General features: G+C 63.2%; 19 protein-coding genes. 11 read left to right on the forward strand and 8 right to left on the reverse strand.

The genetic code is table 11. The annotated features are described in order from the left end of the window. Positions 1-15: 15 nt before the first annotated feature. On the forward strand, positions 16-1,104 hold the full coding sequence (locus SNE35_RS18070; RefSeq protein WP_320424334.1) for a protein-glutamate methylesterase/protein-glutamine glutaminase: 1,089 nt from the start codon (positions 16-18) through the stop codon (positions 1,102-1,104). Here the strand turns inward: SNE35_RS18070 and hemW are convergent, their stop codons facing one another. Genes hemW through SNE35_RS18095 form a run of 5 tightly spaced genes read right to left on the reverse strand, consistent with a single transcriptional unit; the run spans position 1,105 to position 5,527 of the window. Continuing rightward, on the reverse strand, positions 1,105-2,265 hold the full coding sequence (gene hemW / locus SNE35_RS18075; RefSeq protein ID WP_320424369.1) for a radical SAM family heme chaperone HemW: 1,161 nt from the start codon (positions 2,263-2,265) through the stop codon (positions 1,105-1,107). Positions 2,266-2,278: 13 nt separating this feature from the next. Next, positions 2,279-2,884 carry an RdgB/HAM1 family non-canonical purine NTP pyrophosphatase gene (rdgB, locus tag SNE35_RS18080; protein ID WP_320424335.1) on the reverse strand — a complete coding sequence of 202 codons (606 nt, stop codon included), beginning with the start codon at positions 2,882-2,884 and terminating at the stop codon, positions 2,279-2,281. Then, positions 2,881-3,618 carry a ribonuclease PH gene (gene rph / locus SNE35_RS18085; RefSeq protein WP_320424336.1) on the reverse strand — a complete coding sequence of 246 codons (738 nt, stop codon included), beginning with the start codon at positions 3,616-3,618 and terminating at the stop codon, positions 2,881-2,883. Before rph ends, rdgB begins: the two co-directional genes overlap by 4 nt. A gap of 20 nt (positions 3,619-3,638) precedes the next feature. Next, positions 3,639-4,562: a PP2C family protein-serine/threonine phosphatase gene (locus SNE35_RS18090; RefSeq protein WP_320424337.1), complete on the reverse strand. Its 924-nt coding sequence runs from the start codon at positions 4,560-4,562 to the stop codon at positions 3,639-3,641. Next, complete coding sequence (locus SNE35_RS18095) at positions 4,559-5,527, reverse strand: serine/threonine protein kinase (RefSeq protein WP_320424338.1); 969 nt, start codon at positions 5,525-5,527, stop codon at positions 4,559-4,561. Before SNE35_RS18095 ends, SNE35_RS18090 begins: the two co-directional genes overlap by 4 nt. A 32-nt stretch (positions 5,528-5,559) precedes the next feature. On the opposite strand from SNE35_RS18095, the gene SNE35_RS18100 reads away from it, so the two are divergent. From SNE35_RS18100 to SNE35_RS18140, 9 genes are all read left to right on the forward strand, one after another. After that, positions 5,560-6,474 carry a YicC/YloC family endoribonuclease gene (locus SNE35_RS18100; RefSeq protein WP_320424339.1) on the forward strand — a complete coding sequence of 305 codons (915 nt, stop codon included), beginning with the start codon at positions 5,560-5,562 and terminating at the stop codon, positions 6,472-6,474. A 221-nt stretch (positions 6,475-6,695) separates the two neighbouring features. Further along, entirely contained in the window at positions 6,696-8,051 is a 1,356-nt protein-coding gene (locus SNE35_RS18105) for a tyrosine-type recombinase/integrase (RefSeq protein WP_320424340.1), read from the forward strand. Between the two features lie 285 nt (positions 8,052-8,336). Beyond that, positions 8,337-8,507 carry an SDR family NAD(P)-dependent oxidoreductase gene (locus tag SNE35_RS18110; protein WP_320424341.1) on the forward strand — a complete coding sequence of 57 codons (171 nt, stop codon included), beginning with the start codon at positions 8,337-8,339 and terminating at the stop codon, positions 8,505-8,507. Between the two features lie 453 nt (positions 8,508-8,960). Then, positions 8,961-9,308 (forward strand): hypothetical protein, encoded by a 348-nt coding sequence (locus tag SNE35_RS18115; protein WP_320424343.1) that lies wholly within the window; start codon positions 8,961-8,963, stop codon positions 9,306-9,308. A gap of 721 nt (positions 9,309-10,029) precedes the next feature. Then, positions 10,030-11,370 (forward strand): cyclopropane-fatty-acyl-phospholipid synthase family protein, encoded by a 1,341-nt coding sequence (locus SNE35_RS18120; RefSeq protein ID WP_320424344.1) that lies wholly within the window; start codon positions 10,030-10,032, stop codon positions 11,368-11,370. Between the two features lie 221 nt (positions 11,371-11,591). After that, positions 11,592-13,376 (forward strand): hypothetical protein, encoded by a 1,785-nt coding sequence (locus SNE35_RS18125; protein WP_320424345.1) that lies wholly within the window; start codon positions 11,592-11,594, stop codon positions 13,374-13,376. A 202-nt stretch (positions 13,377-13,578) separates the two neighbouring features. After that, the gene (locus tag SNE35_RS18130; protein ID WP_320424346.1) at positions 13,579-14,220 is read left to right on the forward strand and encodes a PEP-CTERM sorting domain-containing protein; all 642 of its coding nucleotides are present in this window, start codon (positions 13,579-13,581) and stop codon (positions 14,218-14,220) included. A 712-nt stretch (positions 14,221-14,932) separates the two neighbouring features. Continuing rightward, on the forward strand, positions 14,933-16,126 hold the full coding sequence (locus tag SNE35_RS18135) for a hypothetical protein (protein WP_320424347.1): 1,194 nt from the start codon (positions 14,933-14,935) through the stop codon (positions 16,124-16,126). Position 16,127: 1 nt separating this feature from the next. Next, positions 16,128-17,039 carry an alpha/beta hydrolase gene (locus SNE35_RS18140; protein ID WP_320424348.1) on the forward strand — a complete coding sequence of 304 codons (912 nt, stop codon included), beginning with the start codon at positions 16,128-16,130 and terminating at the stop codon, positions 17,037-17,039. Between the two features lie 9 nt (positions 17,040-17,048). On the opposite strand, the gene SNE35_RS18145 is transcribed toward SNE35_RS18140, so the two are convergent. The 3 genes from SNE35_RS18145 to SNE35_RS18155 are packed head-to-tail and all read right to left on the reverse strand — an operon-like array spanning position 17,049 to position 19,126. Continuing rightward, positions 17,049-17,657, reverse strand: coding sequence for a hypothetical protein (locus SNE35_RS18145; protein WP_320424349.1), 609 nt, complete (start codon positions 17,655-17,657; stop codon positions 17,049-17,051). After that, a complete protein-coding gene (locus SNE35_RS18150; protein ID WP_320424350.1) occupies positions 17,654-18,247 on the reverse strand; it encodes a papain-like cysteine protease family protein in 594 nt (197 codons plus the stop codon). Before SNE35_RS18150 ends, SNE35_RS18145 begins: the two co-directional genes overlap by 4 nt. Before the next feature lie 51 nt (positions 18,248-18,298). Beyond that, complete coding sequence (locus SNE35_RS18155; protein WP_320424351.1) at positions 18,299-19,126, reverse strand: hypothetical protein; 828 nt, start codon at positions 19,124-19,126, stop codon at positions 18,299-18,301. A gap of 643 nt (positions 19,127-19,769) precedes the next feature. Between SNE35_RS18155 and SNE35_RS18160 the strand changes: the two genes are divergently transcribed. Continuing rightward, the coding region (locus tag SNE35_RS18160; protein ID WP_320424352.1) for a helix-turn-helix domain-containing protein at positions 19,770-20,404 on the forward strand (635 nt) is incomplete at its 3' end.

Genomic DNA, 20,404 nt, shown 5'->3' on the forward strand with positions numbered 1-20,404 from the left:
CAAAGTAGCAAAAAAATGGCCAAGACAACCGTTGTCGTGGTCGATGACTCGGCACTGGTGCGCAGCATCCTGACCGAGATCATCAACCGCCAGCCCGACATGACCTGCATCGGCGCCGCCGCTGACCCGCTGGTCGCGCGCGAGATGATCCGCAACCTCAACCCGGACGTGATCACGCTGGACGTCGAGATGCCGCGCATGGACGGGCTCGATTTCCTCTCGCGCCTGATGCGGCTGCGGCCGATGCCTGTCGTGATGGTGTCCACGCTGACCGAACGCGGCGCCGAGGTGACGATGAAGGCGCTGGAGCTCGGCGCGATCGACTTCGTCTCCAAGCCCAAGATCGGCGTGGCCGACGGCATCCGCCTGCTGGCCGACGACATCACCGACAAGATCCGCATTGCCGCCAAGGCCCACATCCGCCGCGCGCCGGCACCGGCCGCCGCCGCGGCGCCGGGCACCCCGCCGCCGAAGCCGGTGACGATCGCCAGCGTCGGCCGCATGTCCACCGAGAAGATCATCTTCATCGGCGCCTCCACCGGCGGCACCGAGGCGACCAAAGAAGTGCTGGTCAACCTGCCGGCCGACTGCCCGGCCGTCGTCATCACCCAGCACATGCCACCCGGCTTCACGAAGAGCTATGCGACGCGCCTGGACGGGCTGTGCAAGATCCGCGTCAAGGAAGCGCAGGACGGCGAGCGCATCCTGCCCGGCCACGGCTACATCGCACCCGGCGGCTTCCACCTCAGCGTGGAGCGCAGCGGCGCGAACTACATCGCCCGCGTGCAGGACGGCGACCCGGTCAACCGTCACAAGCCAAGCGTCGAGGTGCTGTTCCACTCGGCGGCCCGCGTCGTCGGTCCCAATGCGCTCGGCGTGATGCTGACCGGCATGGGCGGCGACGGCGCCAAGGCCATGAAGGTGATGAAGGACGCCGGCTCCTACAACTTCGTGCAGAACGAGGCCACCTGCGTCGTCTTCGGCATGCCGCGCGAGGCGATCAACGCCGGCGCCGCCGACGAGGTGCTGCCGCTGAACCAGATCGCCGGGAAGCTGATCGAGCGGCTGAGGGCGACCTCCGGCATCTCGACCAACCGGGTCTGATCAAAGAAAGAGTTCCTGCAGGTCGCTGAGGAAGTCGAAGCCCTTGGCGGTCGCGCAGATGCGGGCCGGATCCTCGACGAGCAGGCCGCGTGAGCGGCCCTGCTCCATCGCCTTGGCGATGGCCGAAGGCGGCAGGCCCGTGCGTTCCAGGAACTGCGTGATCGGCACGCCTTCGCGCAGGCGCAAGACATTCAGCATGAACTCGAAGGGCAGTTCGGAGCGCGCCACCTCGTGCTCGTTCGACACCGCCGCGCCTTCGCCCGCCTTGTTCATGTAGGCAGCCGGCTCGCGCCAGCGCACCTGGCGCAGCACGCGGTTCGGGAACGACAGCTTGGTGTGGGCGCCGGCGCCGATGCCGAGGTAGTCGCCGAACTGCCAGTAGTTCAGGTTGTGCGTGCAGCGATGGCCGGCGCGCGCGTAGGCCGACACCTCGTAACGGTCCATCTCGACGGACTGCGTCCGCGCGGTGATCAGGTCCAGCATCTCGCTGGCCAGATCCGGGTCCGGCAGGTTCTCGGGCGTCTGCACGGCGAAGCGCGTGTTCGGCTCGATCGTCAGGTGATAGACCGACAGGTGCGGCGGCGCAAAGGCCAGCGCGGTGTCCAGCTCCAGCGCCAGCTCGTCCAGCGTCTGGCCGGGCAGCGCGTACATCAGGTCGATGTTGAAGGTGTCGAAGGCGGCCGCGGCTTCGGCGATCGCCGCGCGTGCTTGCGCCGAATCGTGAACGCGCCCGAGCGCCTTCAGCTTGGCATCGTCGAAGCTCTGCACGCCGATCGACAGCCGCGTCACGCCCGCTTCGCGGAAGCCCTTGAAGCGGTCCTTCTCGAAGGTGCCGGGGTTGGCCTCCAAGGTGATCTCGCAGCCGGGCTCCAGCGGCAGGCGCGCACGGATGTCGGAGATCAATTCAGCGATCTGCCCCGGCGCGAACAGGCTCGGCGTACCGCCGCCGATGAAGATGCTGACGACGTGTCGGCCCCAGATCAGTGGCAGCGCGGCCTCCAGGTCGGCGCGCAGCGCGGCCAGGTAGGCCGCAGCCGGCACCTCGCCCTTGCTCTCGTGCGAGTTGAAGTCGCAGTAGGGGCACTTGCGAATGCACCAGGGCAGGTGCACGTACAGCGACAGCGGTGGCAGTGCGCTCAGGTTCAAGGTGCCCGGGCGCATCAGCCTGACGATTTCAGCCAAGGTGCCAGACCTCTCGCATCTGCCTGGCGAGATCGACCGAAGCCAGCGCGCGGTGGCTCAGGCGGTTCTTCTCCTCGGCGCTCATCTGGCCGACGCTGCGGCCTTCCGACGGGATGAACAGCAGCGGGTCATAGCCGAAGCCGCCCTCGCCTTCCAGCGACTGCAGGAGCTGGCCTTGCCAGCGGCCCATCGCGATCAGCGGCTCGGGGTCGGCCTCGCTCTTCACCGCGACCAGCGCGCAGACGAAACGCGCCGTGCGCTCATCCCTGCCCTGCATTTTCTCCAGCAGCACACGGTTGTTGTCGGCATCGCTCTTCGGCTGGCCGAACAGCGTGGCGTAGCGGGCCGACAGCACGCCCGGTGCACCACCCAACGCGTCGACGGCCAGGCCCGAGTCGTCGGCCAGCGCCGGCAGGCCCGACAGCTTGGCCGCGTGGCGCGCCTTGGTCAGCGCGTTCTCCACGAAGGTATGGAACGGCTCCTCGGCCTCCGGAATGCCCAGCGAGCCCTGCGTCACCAGCTCGACGCCCAGCGGCGCGAACAGCGCCTGCAGCTCGACCAGCTTCTTCGCGTTGTTCGACGCTAAGACGATCTTCATGCGCCCAGCGCAGCCTTCTGCGCCGCCAGCAGTTCGCCGATGCCCTTCTCGGCAAGATCGAGCAAGTCGTTCATTTCCTTGCGCGTGAAGGCTGCGCCTTCGGCCGTGCCCTGCAGCTCAACGAAGCCGCCGGCCGCCGTCATCACGACGTTCATGTCGGTATCGCAGGCCGAGTCTTCCGTGTATTCGAGGTCCAGCAGCGGCACGCCGTTGAAGATGCCGACCGAGATCGCCGCCACCGCGTCCTTGATCGGGCTGCGGGTGAGCTTGCCCTGCGCGAGCAGCCAGCTCACCGCGTCGTGCGCGGCGACGTAGGCGCCGGTGATCGCCGCCGTGCGCGTGCCGCCGTCGGCCTGGATCACGTCGCAGTCCAGCGAGATCGTGCGCTCGCCGAGCAGCGAGAGATCGAACACGCAGCGCAGCGAGCGACCGATCAGGCGCTGGATCTCCTGCGTGCGGCCGCTCTGCTTGCCCTTGGCAGCCTCGCGGTCGCTGCGGGTGTGCGTGGCGCGCGGCAGCATGCCGTACTCTGCGGTCACCCAGCCTTCGCCACTGCCACGGCGGAAGGGCGGCACCTTCTCTTCGACCGAAGCGGTGCACAGCACCTTGGTGCCGCCGAACTCGATCAGCACCGAGCCCTCGGCGTGTCGGGTGTAGTGGCGGGTGATCTTCACCGGGCGCAATGCGTTGGCCGCGCGGCCTTCGCTGCGCAGCGTTGTTTCGTTGGCAGTCATCTCAGTCTTGATCTCAGCGTTCAGGGAGTTTTCTTGACGGCGCGCTGGGTGATGGCTTCCTGGATCTCGCGCACCGAGCGCTCAATCTCGTCATCATCCATCGCGTCCTTGGCCTCGTCGACCGAGCCCGGTCCGGCCTGGATCGTGGAGGCGAAACCTTCCTCGTCCAGTTCCTCCGGCTCGCCCGTTTGGGCATTCGCGGCAGGCGCCTCGGCGCCTTCCCACTCGACGGCCAGCACCGTCACATTGTCGCAGCGCACGCCGCCGTTGCGCAGCGCCTGCTCGACCAGTTCCGGCGCCGCGTCGGTGATCGGCCGCGTGCCGAGCTGCGCGGTGATCTCGGCATCCGGCACCGTGCCCCAGAGGCCGTCGGAGCACAGCAGCATCTTGTCGCCGGGCGCCATCAGCAGCGGGCCGGTGCAGTCGATCATCGGCTTGCCGGGACTGCCCAGGCAGGTGAACAACACGTTGCGGTTGAAGCGCTCCGCGCCCGGCGCCGCGCGCCCCAGCGCCTCCTGCAGTTCGCTGTACGAGTGGTCGCGCGTGCGGGCGATCAGCCGGCCGCCACGCACCAGGTACAGGCGCGAATCGCCGCAGTGGGCCCAGTAGGCGCTGTTGCCCTGCATCACGCAGGCGACCACCGTCGTGCGCGGCGTGTCGGGCAGCTTCCTGTCCTGCGCATAGCGCAACAGTTGCTTGTGGCCGATCATCACCGCGTCGTGCAGGAAGCGCAGCGGATCAGGCAGCACCGGCTTGGCCTCGCGCTGGAACAGGTTGGCCAGCGCCTGCAGCGCCAGCGCGGCGGCCACCTCGCCTTCGGGGTGTCCGCCCATTCCATCAGCCAGCGCGAAGAGCCCTGCTTCCTTCGTGTAGCAGTAGCCCATGCGGTCTTCGTTCTTCTCGCGACCGCCCTTGCGGCTCACCTGGAAGACCTGGAATTTCAAGCCTTCGCTCCGGACTTCAGGTTTTCGAGCTGCAGCTTCAGCCGCTCGCTGAAGCTCAGCTTCGTGTAGCGCCGCTCGGTCTCGCGGGCCAGTTCCTTCTGCAGCGCGAACACGCTCTGCGGCCGCGACAGCGGATCGAGCGACATGCACCACTCGGTGACTTCGATCAGGTTGTCCGAATAGACGTTGCGCAGGCGCGAGAGGCTCAGCGCCAGCCGGTCCTTCTCGTTGCGCTGCGGCGCGTCGTTGGGCGGATAGCCCTGCATGCAGGCGTAGATGCAGGCGCCGATCGCGTAGATGTCGGTCCAGGGGCCCAGCGAGCCATCCCGACGGTACATCTCCGGCGCGGCGAAGCCGGGCGTGTACATCGGGCGGATGAAGTTGCCTTCCTTGCTCAGCACTTCGCGCGCCGCGCCGAAGTCCAGCAGCACCGCCTTGTTGTCGTTGGTGATGAAGATGTTCGCCGGCTTGATGTCCAGGTGCAGCATCTTGTGCTGGTGGACGATGCGCAAACCGCGCAGGATCTCGTCGAACAGCGAGCGGATCGTCGACTCGCGGAACACCTTGTCGCGCTTCATGTCGCGCGCGGTGACGATGAAGTCCTGCAGCGTGTCGCCCTGCAGGTAGTTCATCACCATGTAGACCGTCTCGTTCTCGCGCAGGAAGTTCAGCACCGAGACCACGCTCGGGTGCGAGATCTGCGCCAGCGACCGGCCTTCTTCGAAGAAGCTCTTCAAACCCAGGCGGTACAGCGGCTGCTTCTCAGGCTTGACGCGCGGCGTCAGCTCGCCGGGCGATCGCTCGGCCAGGCTGGACGGGAGGTATTCCTTGATGGCGACGAGATGGTGCTCGGGGTCTTCGGCCAGATACACCACGCCGAAGCCACCTGCGGCCAGGCGCTTGACGATCTGATAGCCCCCGACCACCGTGCCCGCCGGCAAGGGGGCCGGTTTCGGCTTTGACATAATCGCGCTTTGCTTTGCTAACCGAGTGCTAGATGCCAGTCTACAGCATGACGGGTTATGCCAGCGCCAGCTCGCAGCCCTCTTCCAGCGGTGATACCGCCGCCTCTTCCAACGCGAGCGTCACCGTCGAGCTCCGGTCCGTCAACGGCCGTTTTCTGGACCTCGGATTCCGCATGCCGGAGGACCTGCGCGGCCTGGAGCCCGCGCTGCGCGACCTGATCGGCGCGCAGATCAAGCGCGGCAAGATCGAGATGCGCATCAACACCCAGCGCGACGGGGACAACAACTGGCCGCAGCCACAGCCGGAGCAGTTGAACCGGCTGTCACGGCTGGAAAGCACGGTCCAGGGTTGGCTGCCAAAGGCGACGGGGCTGTCAGTCCACGAAGTGCTGCAGTGGTGCAAAAACGGCGGCTCGGTCGTCGAGAAGCTCGACGAGGCCACGCTGGACGCGGCACGCCGCTGCGTCGCCGGCCTCGCCGAAGCGCGCCAGCGCGAGGGCGAGAAGCTGGTCGTCATCCTGAACGAGCGAGTCAAGCGCCTGCGCGAACTCGCCAACGAAGCCGAGCCGCTGGTGCCCGCCGTCGTCGCCCGCCAGCAGCAACGCTTCCTGGAGCGCTGGCAGGAGGCGCTGGCCGCCAGCGGCGCCGCACAGACGATCTCCGAAGAAGCGCTGCGCGAACGCGCGCTCAACGAGGCCGCCGCCTACGCGATCCGCATCGACGTGGCCGAGGAACTGGCACGCCTGCGCGCCCACCTGGACGAGATCACCCGTCTGCTCAAGAAGGGCGGCGAGGTCGGCAAGCGGCTGGACTTCCTGATCCAGGAACTGCTGCGCGAGGCCAACACACTGGGCTCCAAGGCCTCCGCGCTGGAGCTCACGAACATCTCGGTGGAGATGAAGGTGGCGATCGAGCAGCTTCGAGAGCAGGTGCAGAACATTGAGTGAGTTTTCAGGACGTCCCAAGACGTCCCAAATTCAGTCAATAACCCGTTGATCTGAAAGGTATTTTCGTCCCAAGCCGTCCCATAGCGTCGCAGTGAAGCGCGCCCCCGTTGTGGGGTTTATTGTGGGGTTCGTGTGGGGTTTCTTGTGGGGTAAATCCGCGTTTTTCACGATGCGGAATTTCCCGATTCGGAACCCCACAGCTCCCTCAAAGGAGATGGCAAATGGAACGAAATGGACGACTGCTCACAGATCGTGAGCTCAAAGCATGGCTCGTCATCGGCGAGACTGATCGAGGCATTGGAGAAGGCCTCACCTTCGTGGCCAGCGCGCGTTCAGCGAGCATGGGTAAGGCCTCCTGGGTGCTCCGATTCCGCGTGAACGGCAGGCCCCGTGAGAAGGTGCTCGGCCGCTATCCCGAGTTGTCGCTCAAGGACGCCCGCGAGCAAGCACGCAAGGACCGGATCCTGATCGAACGCGGCATCGACGTCGCCGCGGAGAAGCAATTCGCGAAGGCCGGGCTCACTGAAGTTCCGACCGTCAAGAAGCTCGGCGAGCTCTGGAGGGAGCGCTACATCACGCCGAGGTACAAGCACCCTAGCGTCGTCGAAAGGGTGCTCCGCCTTCATGTCGACCCGGTGATTGGCGCCCTGGCACCCAAGGACGTCAAGCCGATGCACATCGACCGCATCCTGCAGCGCACCGTTGCCGGTGGCGCGCCCACTGTGGCGAACGACGCGCTGCTGTATATGAACCGCATGTTCAAGATGGCCGTGCGCAACCACTGGATCGAGCGCAACCCGGCCGCCGAGTTTGAGATCTCGGACGCCGGCGGCTCTGAGATCCCTCGCGACCGCGCGCTGGCTCTGCCAGAGCTGGAACTACTCGCCACGGCCATGCGCGAAACACCGAACTTCGGTCGCGAGAATGAATTGTCCATTTGGCTCCTGCTGGCACTCTGCGTGCGGAAGATGGAGCTACTGTCGGCGCCCTGGGAGCAATTCAACTTCAAGCGTCGGATATGGAAGCTGGACAAGCCGAGCACAAAGACGAATTCAGAGATCGAGATTCCGCTCGCCGATCCGGTCATCGAGTGGCTGGAGGAACTGCGCGTGTTGTCGTACGGGAAGGCCTATGTGTTTCCTGCACGTCGCCTTGTTCGCGAACGCATGGGGGTTCGGACCACGAATCGCTTTCCACATGTGAGCCCTGACACGTTGAACCTCGCCCTGAAGCGGCTCGAAACATTGGAGATCGAGCACTTCACCGTGCACGACATGCGGCGTACCGCACGGACGAACATGGCAAGACTTGGTGTCGACCGCTTCGTCGCAGAGCGCGCGCTCAATCACAAGCTGAAAGGTGTCGAGGGCATCTACGATCGTCACGACTACTTCGCTGAGCGATTCAGCGCGCTTGAGACATGGGCGAGCGTTCTTTCCGCGCTAGCAAAAGGCGCGAAGGCCCCGGACGTGCTCGCCATGAATCGGGCGAACGCGCGCAAAGCATCGTCTTCAAAACCGCATATGTCTGGCCGTACCTCGAGTGTGTTGCCAGAGCCGGAGGCACATTCGCAATGAGCATTGCGGCGATCTGATCGACGACGCGGACGACCGCCTCCTCCGACCGATAGGCCCGAGGCAGTGCGATGAGCATTAGCGTTGATGCGGTCGTCCATGGCGAATGCCAAGTGCAAATCATGCGCAAAATATTCAATCCATCTCCACTCCATCCGCCGACATTAATGACATCCGAGACGCGACGAAAAAAAGGCTATGGTCGGACCTGGCGACCTCGCAAACCGATGGAGTACCTCGCGAGGTGTACACCGACATCGTGTCAATTGAGCTCTAGCGGATTTGCAAATGAACAAGCCCACAATTCTCGTCACTGGAGCCACCAAGGGTATCGGTCGTGCTCTGTCGCAGCGCCTTCATGAATCCGGACATACGATCATCAGGATCGCTCGGAATGTGGCCGCACCATTCCCCGGACGCCTGATCACGGTGAATCTCAGCGACAGCGCGTCTGCGTAGTCAGCGCTGGCGGCTCTGGCGGCTCTGGCGGCTCTGGCGGCTCTGGCGGCTCTGGCGGCTCTGGCTCGCGAGTATCCATTCGACGCAGCCGCGAACAACATGGGGATCGTTTGACTTCATAGGCTGGGTGACGTCTTTTACGGCAGCGCTCATTTCGAAGGCAAGGGCCTCGTCGATCCGACCTCCGCAATCGGCGTCATCAACGTCTACCACCGGCTCGCCGTCAGCTTCCGCAAGAAGCCTGAAAACATCCCCACCGCGTAATCGCCGATCCACACTTGATCCGATTGCCCGGCCGCCAAGACACCTGCCTGAGCTACGGTATCGGCATCAAGTGCACATAGCGCAGTTTTAAAGTTCGCGTCAATTTTCACTGAGCCTGTTAGGCTATGACTCATTTTCTGAAGCGAGTCTGTACTTGCATGCTTTGCAAGCGCGCTCGCGCTATACGACATGTCGAAGCTGATACTCCGGTCCTTCTACTTGAGCCCCGAGCTCGATGAGGAATTGCGCCTGCTGGCTTTCACTCATCGTGTGAGCAAGGGTGATCTCATCCGAAAGTTCATCGAGATTGGAATTCGCGTCGTACGCGCGCACGGCGACGTGCCCTCACCGACGCTGGCGATGGCACTGGCCCGCACAGAGCCAAGCGAGTTGCTCGACATCTACTTGTCATCGAACCCCAATGAGGCCGCTACAGCGACCCAGAAGGGCAATGCTCCAGCAACGAAGCGGGTGCCGGCTAAGCAAAGGGCTACGGCGAAGAAGACGCCAGCCAACAAGGCAAAGCGAACAGCGTGACCTATTGACGCAACATGCGGAGGCCTTGGATATGTGTGCTGGCAGGTATAGGGCCATTCCGGCGTCCACAAAATTCGTCACGTCTCTGGACAATGGCAAGTAGTCTCCTATGAACTTGGCACGATCAGCTAGCGAGAATCATGATGCCTAACCGCAATCTGCAGGGATATCTCGATGAATCAAGCGTTTGGTAAGAGTCGTTTTCGATAGAGACCTTTTCTGTTTTCGCATCAGGACTTGAGTCCCGGTTCGAAGCAACTTCACAGAGAACATACTGCACATCTACAGGTGGCCTTGTTGCACTCGTGATCGGTGTGCGCCCAGGTACCCACCGCTCAGCTGGGCTCCATTCATTCGCCGCCGCCGCCACGATTGCCGCGGCACGGGGCTCGACCAGGTCAGCCTCTGAATGCCTCCACGGAGAGGGAAAGGCTCTGTCTTCCGGAGCAGGCGGACCGATCGAACGATCCCTATAGTTGGCTCATCGACGCCCTTCCCCGCCCGTCCCTCCTCCTCCGGGGCGCCGAACTGACCCAGCCAAGTGCTGGGTCTTTTTTGTGCAGCACCTGCGCGCAAGACCGCTTGGCTGCGGCATTGCAAGAGTCGGCCGTAGGCAACGCAGGACACATTCCTTTTGGGTAGGTTGAACTCTACCGAGCAAGCGTGGCCGGCATACACCCTGCAGTCGATGCGCGCCAGGCAGAACCGAAGCAGAGTCGGCTTGTGGTTCGAGTGGCCGGAGGAGATGGCCCACAACGCGCCGCGAATTGCCTCCGCTTCCCTGAAGCGAGATGACAGCTGCCCATCAAAGGAAGATAAACCGATGATCCTGGATTGCCTGCTCAAAGCTTGGGTCCATGTTGGGACACTGACGGTCCTATATCCGGACGGCACGCGGAGGTCGTATGGAACTGGTGGCGCGCCGCGGGCGGGTCTGGCAATCAAGACGAGGCGGGCCGAATGGCGGATTGCGACGAATCCCGCGCTCGCCCTCGGTGAGAGCTACATGGACGGAGATGCGATCCCGCTGGACTGCACGCTGCACGAACTTCTCGATCTAGCTTTCCTCAATTCTGCGGGAAAGGCGCACCCTGTCGAACAATGGCTAGAAAAGCTTCGATGGATCGCCCGTCGCTGGCAGCAGTTCAATGGGCCAGTCCGATCAAGACGAAACGTCGCCCACCACTACGATCTGGATGGCCGTGTCTACTCACACCTGCTGGACACTGACATGCAGTACTCGTGCGCCTACTATCCTCATGGCGACGAAACGCTATGCGAAGCACAGGTCGCCAAAAAGCGCCACATTGCTGCCAAGCTTCACCTCAACCGACCGGACCTGGAGGTGCTCGACATCGGCTGTGGCTGGGGTGGCATGGCGCTCCACCTGGCGCGCGAGCATGGCGCCCGAGTGGTGGGCCTGACGCTTTCGACGGAGCAACTAGAGGTTGCGCGCAATCGCGCAACCAGGGAAGGACTCTCTGATCGCGTCAGTTTCGAGCTCTTGGACTACCGCGCTTGGACCCGCCCCGTCGACCGCATCGTTTCGGTGGGCATGTTCGAGCATGTTGGCATCAATCAGCACGGCGCCTTCTTCGACATGGTGTTCAGCTCGCTGCGCGAGCATGGCGTCGCGCTCATCCACGCCATCGGTCAGAACACCGTACCGACCAGTACGAATCCGTGGATCTCCAAGTACATATTTCCTGGTGGTTACTCGCCAGCACTATCGGAGGTACTCCGTGCGGTAGAGGAGTCCGGGCTGTGGACCACCGACATCGAGATCCTGAGGCTGCACTACGCCAAGACCTTGGCGCACTGGCGCGACAATTTCGCCCGGCACGCAGCGACATTCCGCAGTCTGTGCGATGACCGATTCGTGCGCATGTTCGAGTTCTACCTCAGCAGCTCGGAGCTGAGCTTCCGGCGGCTGCGGCTGGTCAACTGGCAACTGCAGCTCGCGCGCAAGGTGGACACCCTGCCTCTCAGCCGCGACTACATGATGGAGAACGAACGAAGGCACCATCGTTACGGGAGTGGCGCAGTGATCGCGAGGGCGTAGCACAGCCCTGGGAGTCAAAGCTGTGCGGGCCGTTAGAGGCCCGTTGCCCGCCGCGGCGCTGGCTCAGCCATTGATGCAAGTCTTCGGTGAACTGAACTCTCCTCACGTGTGAGGATGTCGCTGCCGATCTCGACGCTCAAAATTTCATGACTAAGAGGCCCTTGAGAGGCTAAAGGTCTGTCGACGCCGCAGCGTTCCGTGCGGTCCAGGGAGGAGCGACCATGAGTAGACAGTTCAGGCTGGCCATCATTCGTGCTCGTCACGATGCATCGGTCGCCTACATTTCGGACAGTGCTTGTGCGCAAACGTTGGTGTTCGGTGCGCAGTCCGTCCTGCGGTACTGGCAGGAAACGAGTGGCAACTACTTCGACTTCACTGGCAGTTCGATGATGCCGTGGGTCGACATAGCAATCAATCCAGCGGCCACTGACCGTGTTAGCCAGGCCAAGGCCGCCATGGCCGCCTTGCGAGCGGCTCATCCCGGGCACGACCCGCTCGCGGGTTTCGACGGCATCCTGGTGATCACCCACCCCGGCCGGACCGTGGTCAACGGGAAGACGGTGAATTTCGATGGCGGCTCCAACCCAAACGTCGATGGCTTTCCGGTTTCGGTGATTCCCGTGATGAACAGCGACCACACGTTCATGTGTCACGAGCTGGGCCACACATTGGGCTGCGACCACACCTACGGGCTGCTTAACAACGGTACCGACTACGACCCGAACGACGGCGTCGACGTGCTGAGCAACGTCTATGGTTCGCCCTATGACCTCATGTCGTCGGCAACCTTCGCCACGCGCTACCTCGGCCCCCCGCCGCACTACGCAGGCGACCCCATCTTCTATGTCGCTCCGGACCCCGGATGGCCCTACAGCGGCGCGGGCTGGCGGGGCCCTCATCTGGCGCGAGCAAACCTGCATCGCTGGTTCCCCGACGCCCTGGAACCCGCGCGTGCCGTCCACCGAAACTTCCCCGTCCCGGGCGAAGTCGGCCATTGCCGGCTGAAGGCCGTCGGGACCGCCGCCGGCACGTCCCTGCTGATCCTTCATCCGCCGGGCGAGCCGCCATCTGGTGTTGGCCGGGTCTACGTGGAATATCGCGGCACCCACGGATGGGACCAGGGCATGAAGACCTCCGGCGCCGATCTGGCGCAAGCGGGTGTTGCAATCCATGCACTGGACACGGTCAGCGACGGCCCGGAGACCCATGTGTGGTTCCGCGGCCAGATCCCCCAGAACTCAATCGATACGGATTTCAAAGTTCCCAATCTGCCGCTCGTGATCAAGCTACTGGAGTTCTCCGACGAGGACGAAGTGGGATGGGCAGACATCGAATACCGCGCCACCAATGCGCGGACCGTTGTAGTCACCGCCTCGGATTCGAACGTCACGGTTGTTGACGGAGAGGTGCTGCGGGAGGAAAAGACACCCTGTGGCGACGTAATCTACTTCGGGCACTGGAATACGAGCACGACCTGTCAGTATGACGTGGCGACCACGGGATTCGGCGGCAGTACCGAGCCCCTGTCGCCGCCGACGGTCACCTGGACCGTGGGCACCGTCACTCTGCCGCCCGGCGGCGGCAGCATGCCCGTGCCATACGGCATGTCGGTCGTCACAGTGCTCTACGCGATCGACGTCGCGACCTCGTCGCTGACCCTTACTTCCCAGGCCGGGCAGCCCGTCAGTCTGCCGGTCGTGGCAACCGCGACCGAAGCAGGCGGCGGTGCGTCGGCCACGGGGGCCGCGAGCTTCGTCGCCCCCGGACACTTCGATGGGTACCGTCCCGACGACGTCATCAAACTCACGCGCTGCCTTCTCAGGCTCCTGCTGCAAAACAAGATCCCTATCCCCTGGCGCTTCGTGAAACCCACGCCTGACCCCCGCTTCGAAATCGACTCTCTTGCCTGGGCGGCACGGGCACTTGCGGCCATCGAAGCCTTCCGCCTAGATGAGGAACTGGCGAGTGTTCTCACCCACTTTGTCCATCTCCAGCTTCGAAAGTAGGCCTCGGGCATCCCGGACTCCGTAGTAGAAATCGTTCCGGTCACAGAGGGAATATCCCCTTCTGAAAAGCTACCTGACAGTCGCCGAGTTGATTTTTGTATAGCGCCTGCTCGGCCCTGCGTTCGTTCGATATTTGACTTGGCAAATGGGAGGAACCATGGCATCGAATCGTAAGCTCACGTCCGTCGCTCGGACCCTGGCCATGACGGCCTTGCTCGCAGGCGCGGCTCACGCCCAGGCTGATCCCGTCACCTTCGGCCAGACGGGACTGAACACCGCCATTCCGGACAACGATCCATCGGGAATCAGCTTTACGCTGACGGTCAGTGGGCTCGGTGCGGGGTCCAGCCTGAGCGAGGCCAGCGTGGGAGTCACCCATCCCTGGGTCGGTGACCTGATCTACACGTTGAGCCATGGCGGCACGACGGTGACCCTGATGTTCCGGCCCGGCTCGAAGGATCCCAACATCTTGACCGACAGTTCGAATCTCTCGTCGAGCCATCCGCTGCTTTTTTCCGCCGCCGGGCTGGCCGCTGCGACGACGGTCGGGGCTGGTTGCGTAGCCAACGAAACTGTGGGCGTCGACGCTGGCTGCTTGAATACAAGCTTCATTCCTGACGACGCCTTCTCTGCCTTTGACGGCATCGATCTCAACGGCGAATGGTTGCTGAACGTAGCGGATGTGATCACCCTCGACCGCGGCTCGCTCGACAACTGGGCCCTCACGTTCGACGACCAGCAACAGACCTTAACGGTGCCCGAGCCGGCAGGACTGGCCCTAGTTCTGCTCGCAGGCGTGTCTGCGTGGGTAGCGCGGCATCGGCGGGTGTCAGACCAGACCTGACGAAGGCAGCGCAGCAAGGTGAAACTGGGTGCGAGACGCGGCCCCAATGTCCGACGTTTCGGTGACGGGATTCGCGCCACGTTAGTGGTGTGATTCCGCCCAGGCGTAGGCATCGGTCGATGACTGCTGCGGGACGGGGAAGATACTGACTGCTTTCCCCAGGTCGAACACGCCTTGTCGACAAGCAGACGCCAGGTCCCAGGCAGCACTCCATCAAGATCGGTGTGCTCGAGATGACCCCATGCTTGCCCGTCCGCGGATAGCAGATTCCCTTGGATCACAAAGGACGTCTTGATTGCCGAGATTGGAGGTCCGTTGAAGAGGCCTACAAGGATGCCGGGCAGAATGCCATCTTGGAGAATTGCAGGCGCACGTACTTGCGCGTCCCATCCGCAAGGATCACTGGGATTCCGGGCCTCCCGTCTTCGCTGAGAATCTTCGCATCCAGTGTCAGCACACCCTGTTGCCTCGCACTTGAAGGACGACCGAGAACGTACTGGACGCGCAGGGTGGAGTCCAATTGACGACACCAGAACGCGCTTCGCTGTCGCCGGCAGTGGCCGGTAGGTGATCGGCACTCAGCTTGGGGCGTCATCGCTTCGTCCGTCAATGAGACGATGGCAAGGGCGTAAAGCTCGTCATGTGCAATTGCCTTGGCACGCGAATCTCCGTCTAATCCTCTGGCGGCGTGCCAAGCCAGAGGGAGATACGCATGGACGCTCACGGATTGATGTTGTCCTTGCGCATCGCACCTCGATGCAAAGCGCTGCGCGCGTTCGGCCCCCTTGTGCTCACGCTCACATTCGCTTGCTCGCTGAGCGGTGCGGCTCGATCCCAGGGGGTAGCGGACCGATATCTCGCAGCAGTTTCGAAGGCAGCTTCTGCTGCGGAAGGAGCTGCCTCAGCCGCGAACTCTGCTGCCAGTGCCAGCCTCAGTGCGTCGATCGAACTGAAGAACGCAGTCGCTCAAGCCAGACGTCCCGCTTCGGCGGGAGACGTCTCGATCTCACCAAAAACGGCCGTATCGGGACCCGCCCGGACTGCAAACGCGGTGACGGCCGCAGTGAAGGTGATTTCGGGCAATGCCTTGCCCTATGTCGGCGCGCTTGCGGCCGCCGGCGTCTTGGCTATGGCCATCGTCGAGTTCCTCAAGGCGGTCCTCTCTCTGCAGCTCATCTTTCAGCGAATGTCGCTCTGTCTGTGGGTGGGGATCCGTTGGACGGACGCGTTCAAGCGGCGAGATACGCCTGGGACAATCCTGCCCGAACTCCTGTACTTGGCGATCGGCGAGCGCAAGCATCTGAACGTCTTGTGCGGGCAGGACCTGCCGAAGATGATGGGCCAGATTCAAGCGGCGGCGCGCCTCGCGCTGGACTTCCCGGAGAAGTTTCCGAATTTATATGCCTTCCTCACCGACAGCGACATCAAGTCACTGGGCACGCGCGTGTCCGAGACGGATCGGGTCGCTCTCTATAACCACAAGGCGGCTCTACACGAACCGTCACAGCGTGCACCCGTGGATGTACCTGGCCCTGATGACGGGCAGGAACAAGAGCTTGCCTCCTTGACCCGTGCTGCAGATAACGGGCAAACACGAGCAACGCAGGCAGATGTGCTGAGTCCCGCTACGGCTGCGCAGACGCAAGCCCGCCTCGCGAACCTGGTGTCGCGCAAGCTCGACGGCTTCCAGTTGCGGGTTGCCTACTGGTGGTCCAGGTTCTGCCAGTTCCTCGCGATGGGAACGAGTGTTGTGATCTGCTGTGTAGCGCTGGGCATGGTCGCGTCGGCCAAGCCGGAACTCGACATCACCGTGGGCTGGCAATTGGTCATAGGTTTCCTTGGGGGCCTGCTTGCGCCGTTTGCCAAGGACTTCAGCCAGGCGCTGGCAAAGCTCGCTGCCAAGTGACATGGCTACCCGCTTCGTCGAGCTCAACTTCCGGGCGGACCCGGAGGGCGGAGACATCGACCCGCTCAAGCCGGTGGGGAGGCTGGACGAGCTCAGCCATGCTCAGCATCTGATCCTGCTGATCCACGGCTACAACAACACGGAGGACGAGGCCCGCGAGTCCTACAACGCATTCATGGGCCGCCAGGCCGCGCTCGTTCCCGATGGCATCGACTGGGCGTTCGGAGCAACCGTCGTCGGTGTACTGTGGCCCGGTGACGCGCGCTGGGGTATCGCGCGACCGGCTTTCTATCCATGGGCGCTACCCGTGGCCGATGCCATGGCCGGCTACCTTGCTGCGCTCGTTCGCGGTGTCGCCCAGAACGGCGTGGGGCTAGCGCTGGACGTCGTCGCCCACTCGCTCGGAAACCGCTTGCTCCTCGAGTTGCTACAGCAGTTGCGCGGCTCCGACGGTCTGACCATCCGGTCGGTGCTTCATATGGCGGCCGCGGTTCCCACGGATCGACTGGACACGGACGGCGACGAGCTACGTTTGGGCGTTCTCGCCGAGACCGCCCTCGGAAGGGCAACAAGTATCCATTCGGCGCGCGACTCCGTCCTGTCGATCTGGTTTCCGCTCGGTGAGACGATAGACGTGCGCACCGAAGGACTCTTGCCGACCGCCCTTGGTCACCAGACCTGGGGTGGCGGCGGGTTACTGAGCGGATTTCGTCAGCAAGCGCAGGATGACCTGCGACACCAAGACTACTGGAGCGGTCTGGACGCGGCCCTGGTCCACGAGGCACTGAACTCACCGGTCGCGATCGCGCGCAGCGTCTCGACGCGGACAACGGCACGGCGAGATACCGACTCGGTCGCTCCGGATGAGGCTCGAGCCACGCCCTCACGGGACACGGGTGAGTCCACCAACTGACGGGGTGAATCACGACCCGACCGGGGGCACTGAAACAGGCTGCTTAGGGCTGGGCCGCTCGATCCGAGCACGTATCGGCGGGCGGCGCGCAAGCGACGCAAGAAACGTGTCCACAGGATGGACCGCTCGATATGCGAGAGCTCTTCCCATGTTGGGCTTGCTCGCGATGACAATTCGATCCGATTTGGCGGTGTAGAGCCAGAGCGCATAGATCTGCCGGGAGGGAATAAATAGCAATCGAGCCCGCTCGCCGCCGACATGTGGCAACTCGTCCACGTACTGGATCGCGCGTTCGATTCTTCGAGCGTTGGGTGACGTGAATACCGCTTGCAGCGCACGGCCCGGGTGCCCGTCCTTCGCGTCAGCCGAGAGCGCGTACTGAACGGCGCGCCCGCGGCTGCGAATCTGATGATGCATCAAGCCGGTAGGCATGGCGATGGACTCTAAGCGCTGGCCCGGCGCAAGAGGGTCGAAGCTGAACAATGTCCACAGCTCGAAGTGTTCAGCCAAGCGCCGATGCCCGAGATCGGTAGGCGCCAGCTTCAGAGCCGGCTGATGACCGATCTGCGTGGCCAGGCGGGCAAGGTGCTCGGCGGGCAATACGAGAGCGGTCGTCACAGCGCATTTCCAATCGCATAAAACGTGTTGTCCCACGACGCCTGGCCGTTATAGCTCAGCAGGTAGTCGTAGCTGACCCATCCGGCGTCCTGCAAGGGATCCAGCAGTCGCCACATGTTGTTGGAAGCGTCATAGCCCGTCACGAGGGCGACATGACCCGTCTGGTCGACATACAACCAGTAGATCTCGACAGGACGACGACCGATGACGATCCATTGCTCCATCGATTGCGCCGACAGCGGCGCGCCAACACCGTTGGGCTGCGTCTTCCAGACGAGTCCCATGGCGGTCAGTGCGTCTCCGGGCCTTTCCTCGTCGTCAATCGCCGGATTCGGCCCGAGAACGATCGCCGCCGCTTCTTCGACGGTAGTCTGCGTCCCGTTGGCCGAGAGAATCATGGCGCCACATGCTGCCCAGCACCATGTGCTTGCCTGTGGCTGCCCCTGCCAATCGATCGGCAGGACCACGGCACTTGTAGCCGCAACCTCAGCCGCACTGGCGGTAGCTGCCACGTCAGCGGTTCTCGCCCGGGTGGTCGCCGTGACCCCAGGGGCCGCTGGGATTTCAGGACCATTGTGGTCGGCGAGCATGGCGGTGTGGGTTGTGGCTGCCTGGTCGAGGCGTTGGTCGTCCCGGCTGCATCACTGCGTCGTGACTACCGGATTCGCACTCTCCCGTGCACGCTTGCATAGCCCGATGCCTCCCTTTGCCGAGTTTCCTGGCGCGCTGCCATCAAAGAGCGTGACGGCGCAGACCTCTGTCAACACGCCAGACTTGTTGTACTCGAGCGAGTACAGACCAGGACCGAGCAGCGGCAGTTTGGGCGGCGGTGCGGCCCCCGCCTTGCCGTCGCCGCCCTTGGCGGCCCCTGCAGCGGCGGTCGCTGGACCCTTCTGGGCGGTCACCAGCGCCGCGACGGAACCAAGCACCTCGGACACCTTGCTGTCGGCCGAGCCCTGCAACGAGGTAAGCATCCAGCCATCGACGAGTGTCGGCTGCAGTGAGACCGTTCCTATCCCTGCGCTCACGGTGATGGCCATCGGGCGGCTCAGGTCCGGCAGGTAGACGAGCTTGACCTGGTATTGATTGAAGGAGTGCTGATAGCTGGCGTCAGTACTCGCAGACGCGGCCATGGTCGGGCTAGCCGACGACGAGTCTCCTCCCTTGTCACCACCGGAATCGTCTTTCGCTACAGGATTGGGCTTATCCGCAGCGGCGGGAGCTGGCGCGGGAGCGGGTGTGGCCGCGGGCTTGTTCTGCCCTTTTGCCGCGCCAGCGGGATGTTGCTGCGCAGGTGTCGCTGCCGGCTTGGGTGTTGGGTTTGCATCCGCTCCTGGTGGTGGCGCTACGTCGACCGGCTCCTTTGGTGTCTGCACCGCAGGTGCGCTGGCTGCATAGGGGACTTCCGTGACCAGCAGGTAGGGACGCGGCAGGTAGTAGCGCAGACCGGGCTGGCCTGAGGCGGTCAAGCCATCCGGACTCAGCTGTTGAACGGAAATTCCCGCACAACCGCCTAGCAGTCCGGTGCCCACGACGCAGACAAGTACGCTTCGCATAGCTCCTCCCCAAGCCAAACTGGCGCGCGATCAGTAGACGTCACGGCGATGCTGATTGCAACGTGAGGACCCAGCAAAACCGCGCTCACCATATCGGTTCGTCGTCGATCTTGAGGATGCTTGCGACGCAAGACTGAGAAGAGACGCAGCAATTCAGGGGACGGGCGGACGCGAATGGGGGCGAGCGACTCGTCAAGCTGCGGGGGACGATTGCCGAAAAGTGAGCTTGCATCAGTCATCGAAGGCATCGCTGATGGGCGCTAGGGAGTGCTAGGCATTGCTGCGAACTCCGTCGCGGGCCCTGTGGATGGAGTCCGCAATTGCCGCGCGGGCGGTTCGTGGGCCCTGAACGTCGAAGCTGTCGCATTTAGCGTTGCACCGGAAGGGCTTATGCCGCCGGCAGATTTAACTGGTCATCGCAACGGGAACCCATCGTTAAGCGATCACATCCCCCACATCTCCGATTCTGCGTTTTACTACCCATGGGCGGTAGTTCAAAAATACCGTGAATAGATGGTAAATTGCAAATACCATCTTTGAATGGTAAATTGCAACAATGGATTACCCGATCAAATTCAGCGCGCAGTTCAAGGAACAACTCCGCTCGCTACGGAAGGCCCGAGGCCTGAGCCAAGAAGAGCTAGGCATTCTTATCGGCGTGAACCAACGGCGCATTGCTGACATTGAATCCAACCCCGGCGCGGTCGGCTTTGACCAGATCATGAGGCTGCTGTCAGCACTGGGCACGGAACTCGTGATCCGTGACCACACCGTCGTCCCGATGTCCAAGGAAGTCAGCATTCCACGGTCGCGGAAAGCACAACCCGCCGAATTTGCGTCGCCATTGCCTGCGAGCGCACGGCACCTGCTGGCCACCCTCAGTGGAAAAGTAACTCAACCCGAGGCATATCTCTGGAGGGAGAAGGACGCAAGACTAGTAGCACCGCTTAGTACCGATCAGCAAGACGAACTGATCGAGCACCTGGCCCGTCAGATGATGGTGAACCCTGGCTCACTTGCTTCAAATCTCCAGCGACAACCGGCAACCGACGCTGAATCAAAGAATGCAGTCGTTCCGGTCCCAGAAATCCTGCAACAGTGGGCCACCGCGCTCGGAGTTTCGCCTATCGCGCTGGAGCGCGCAGTGAAGCTCACCCGCGACGAGCGCTATGCCCCCTCGGGTCTTGGCAG

Source organism: Roseateles agri (assembly GCF_034043675.1).
GTDB lineage: Bacteria > Pseudomonadota > Gammaproteobacteria > Burkholderiales > Burkholderiaceae_C > KK5.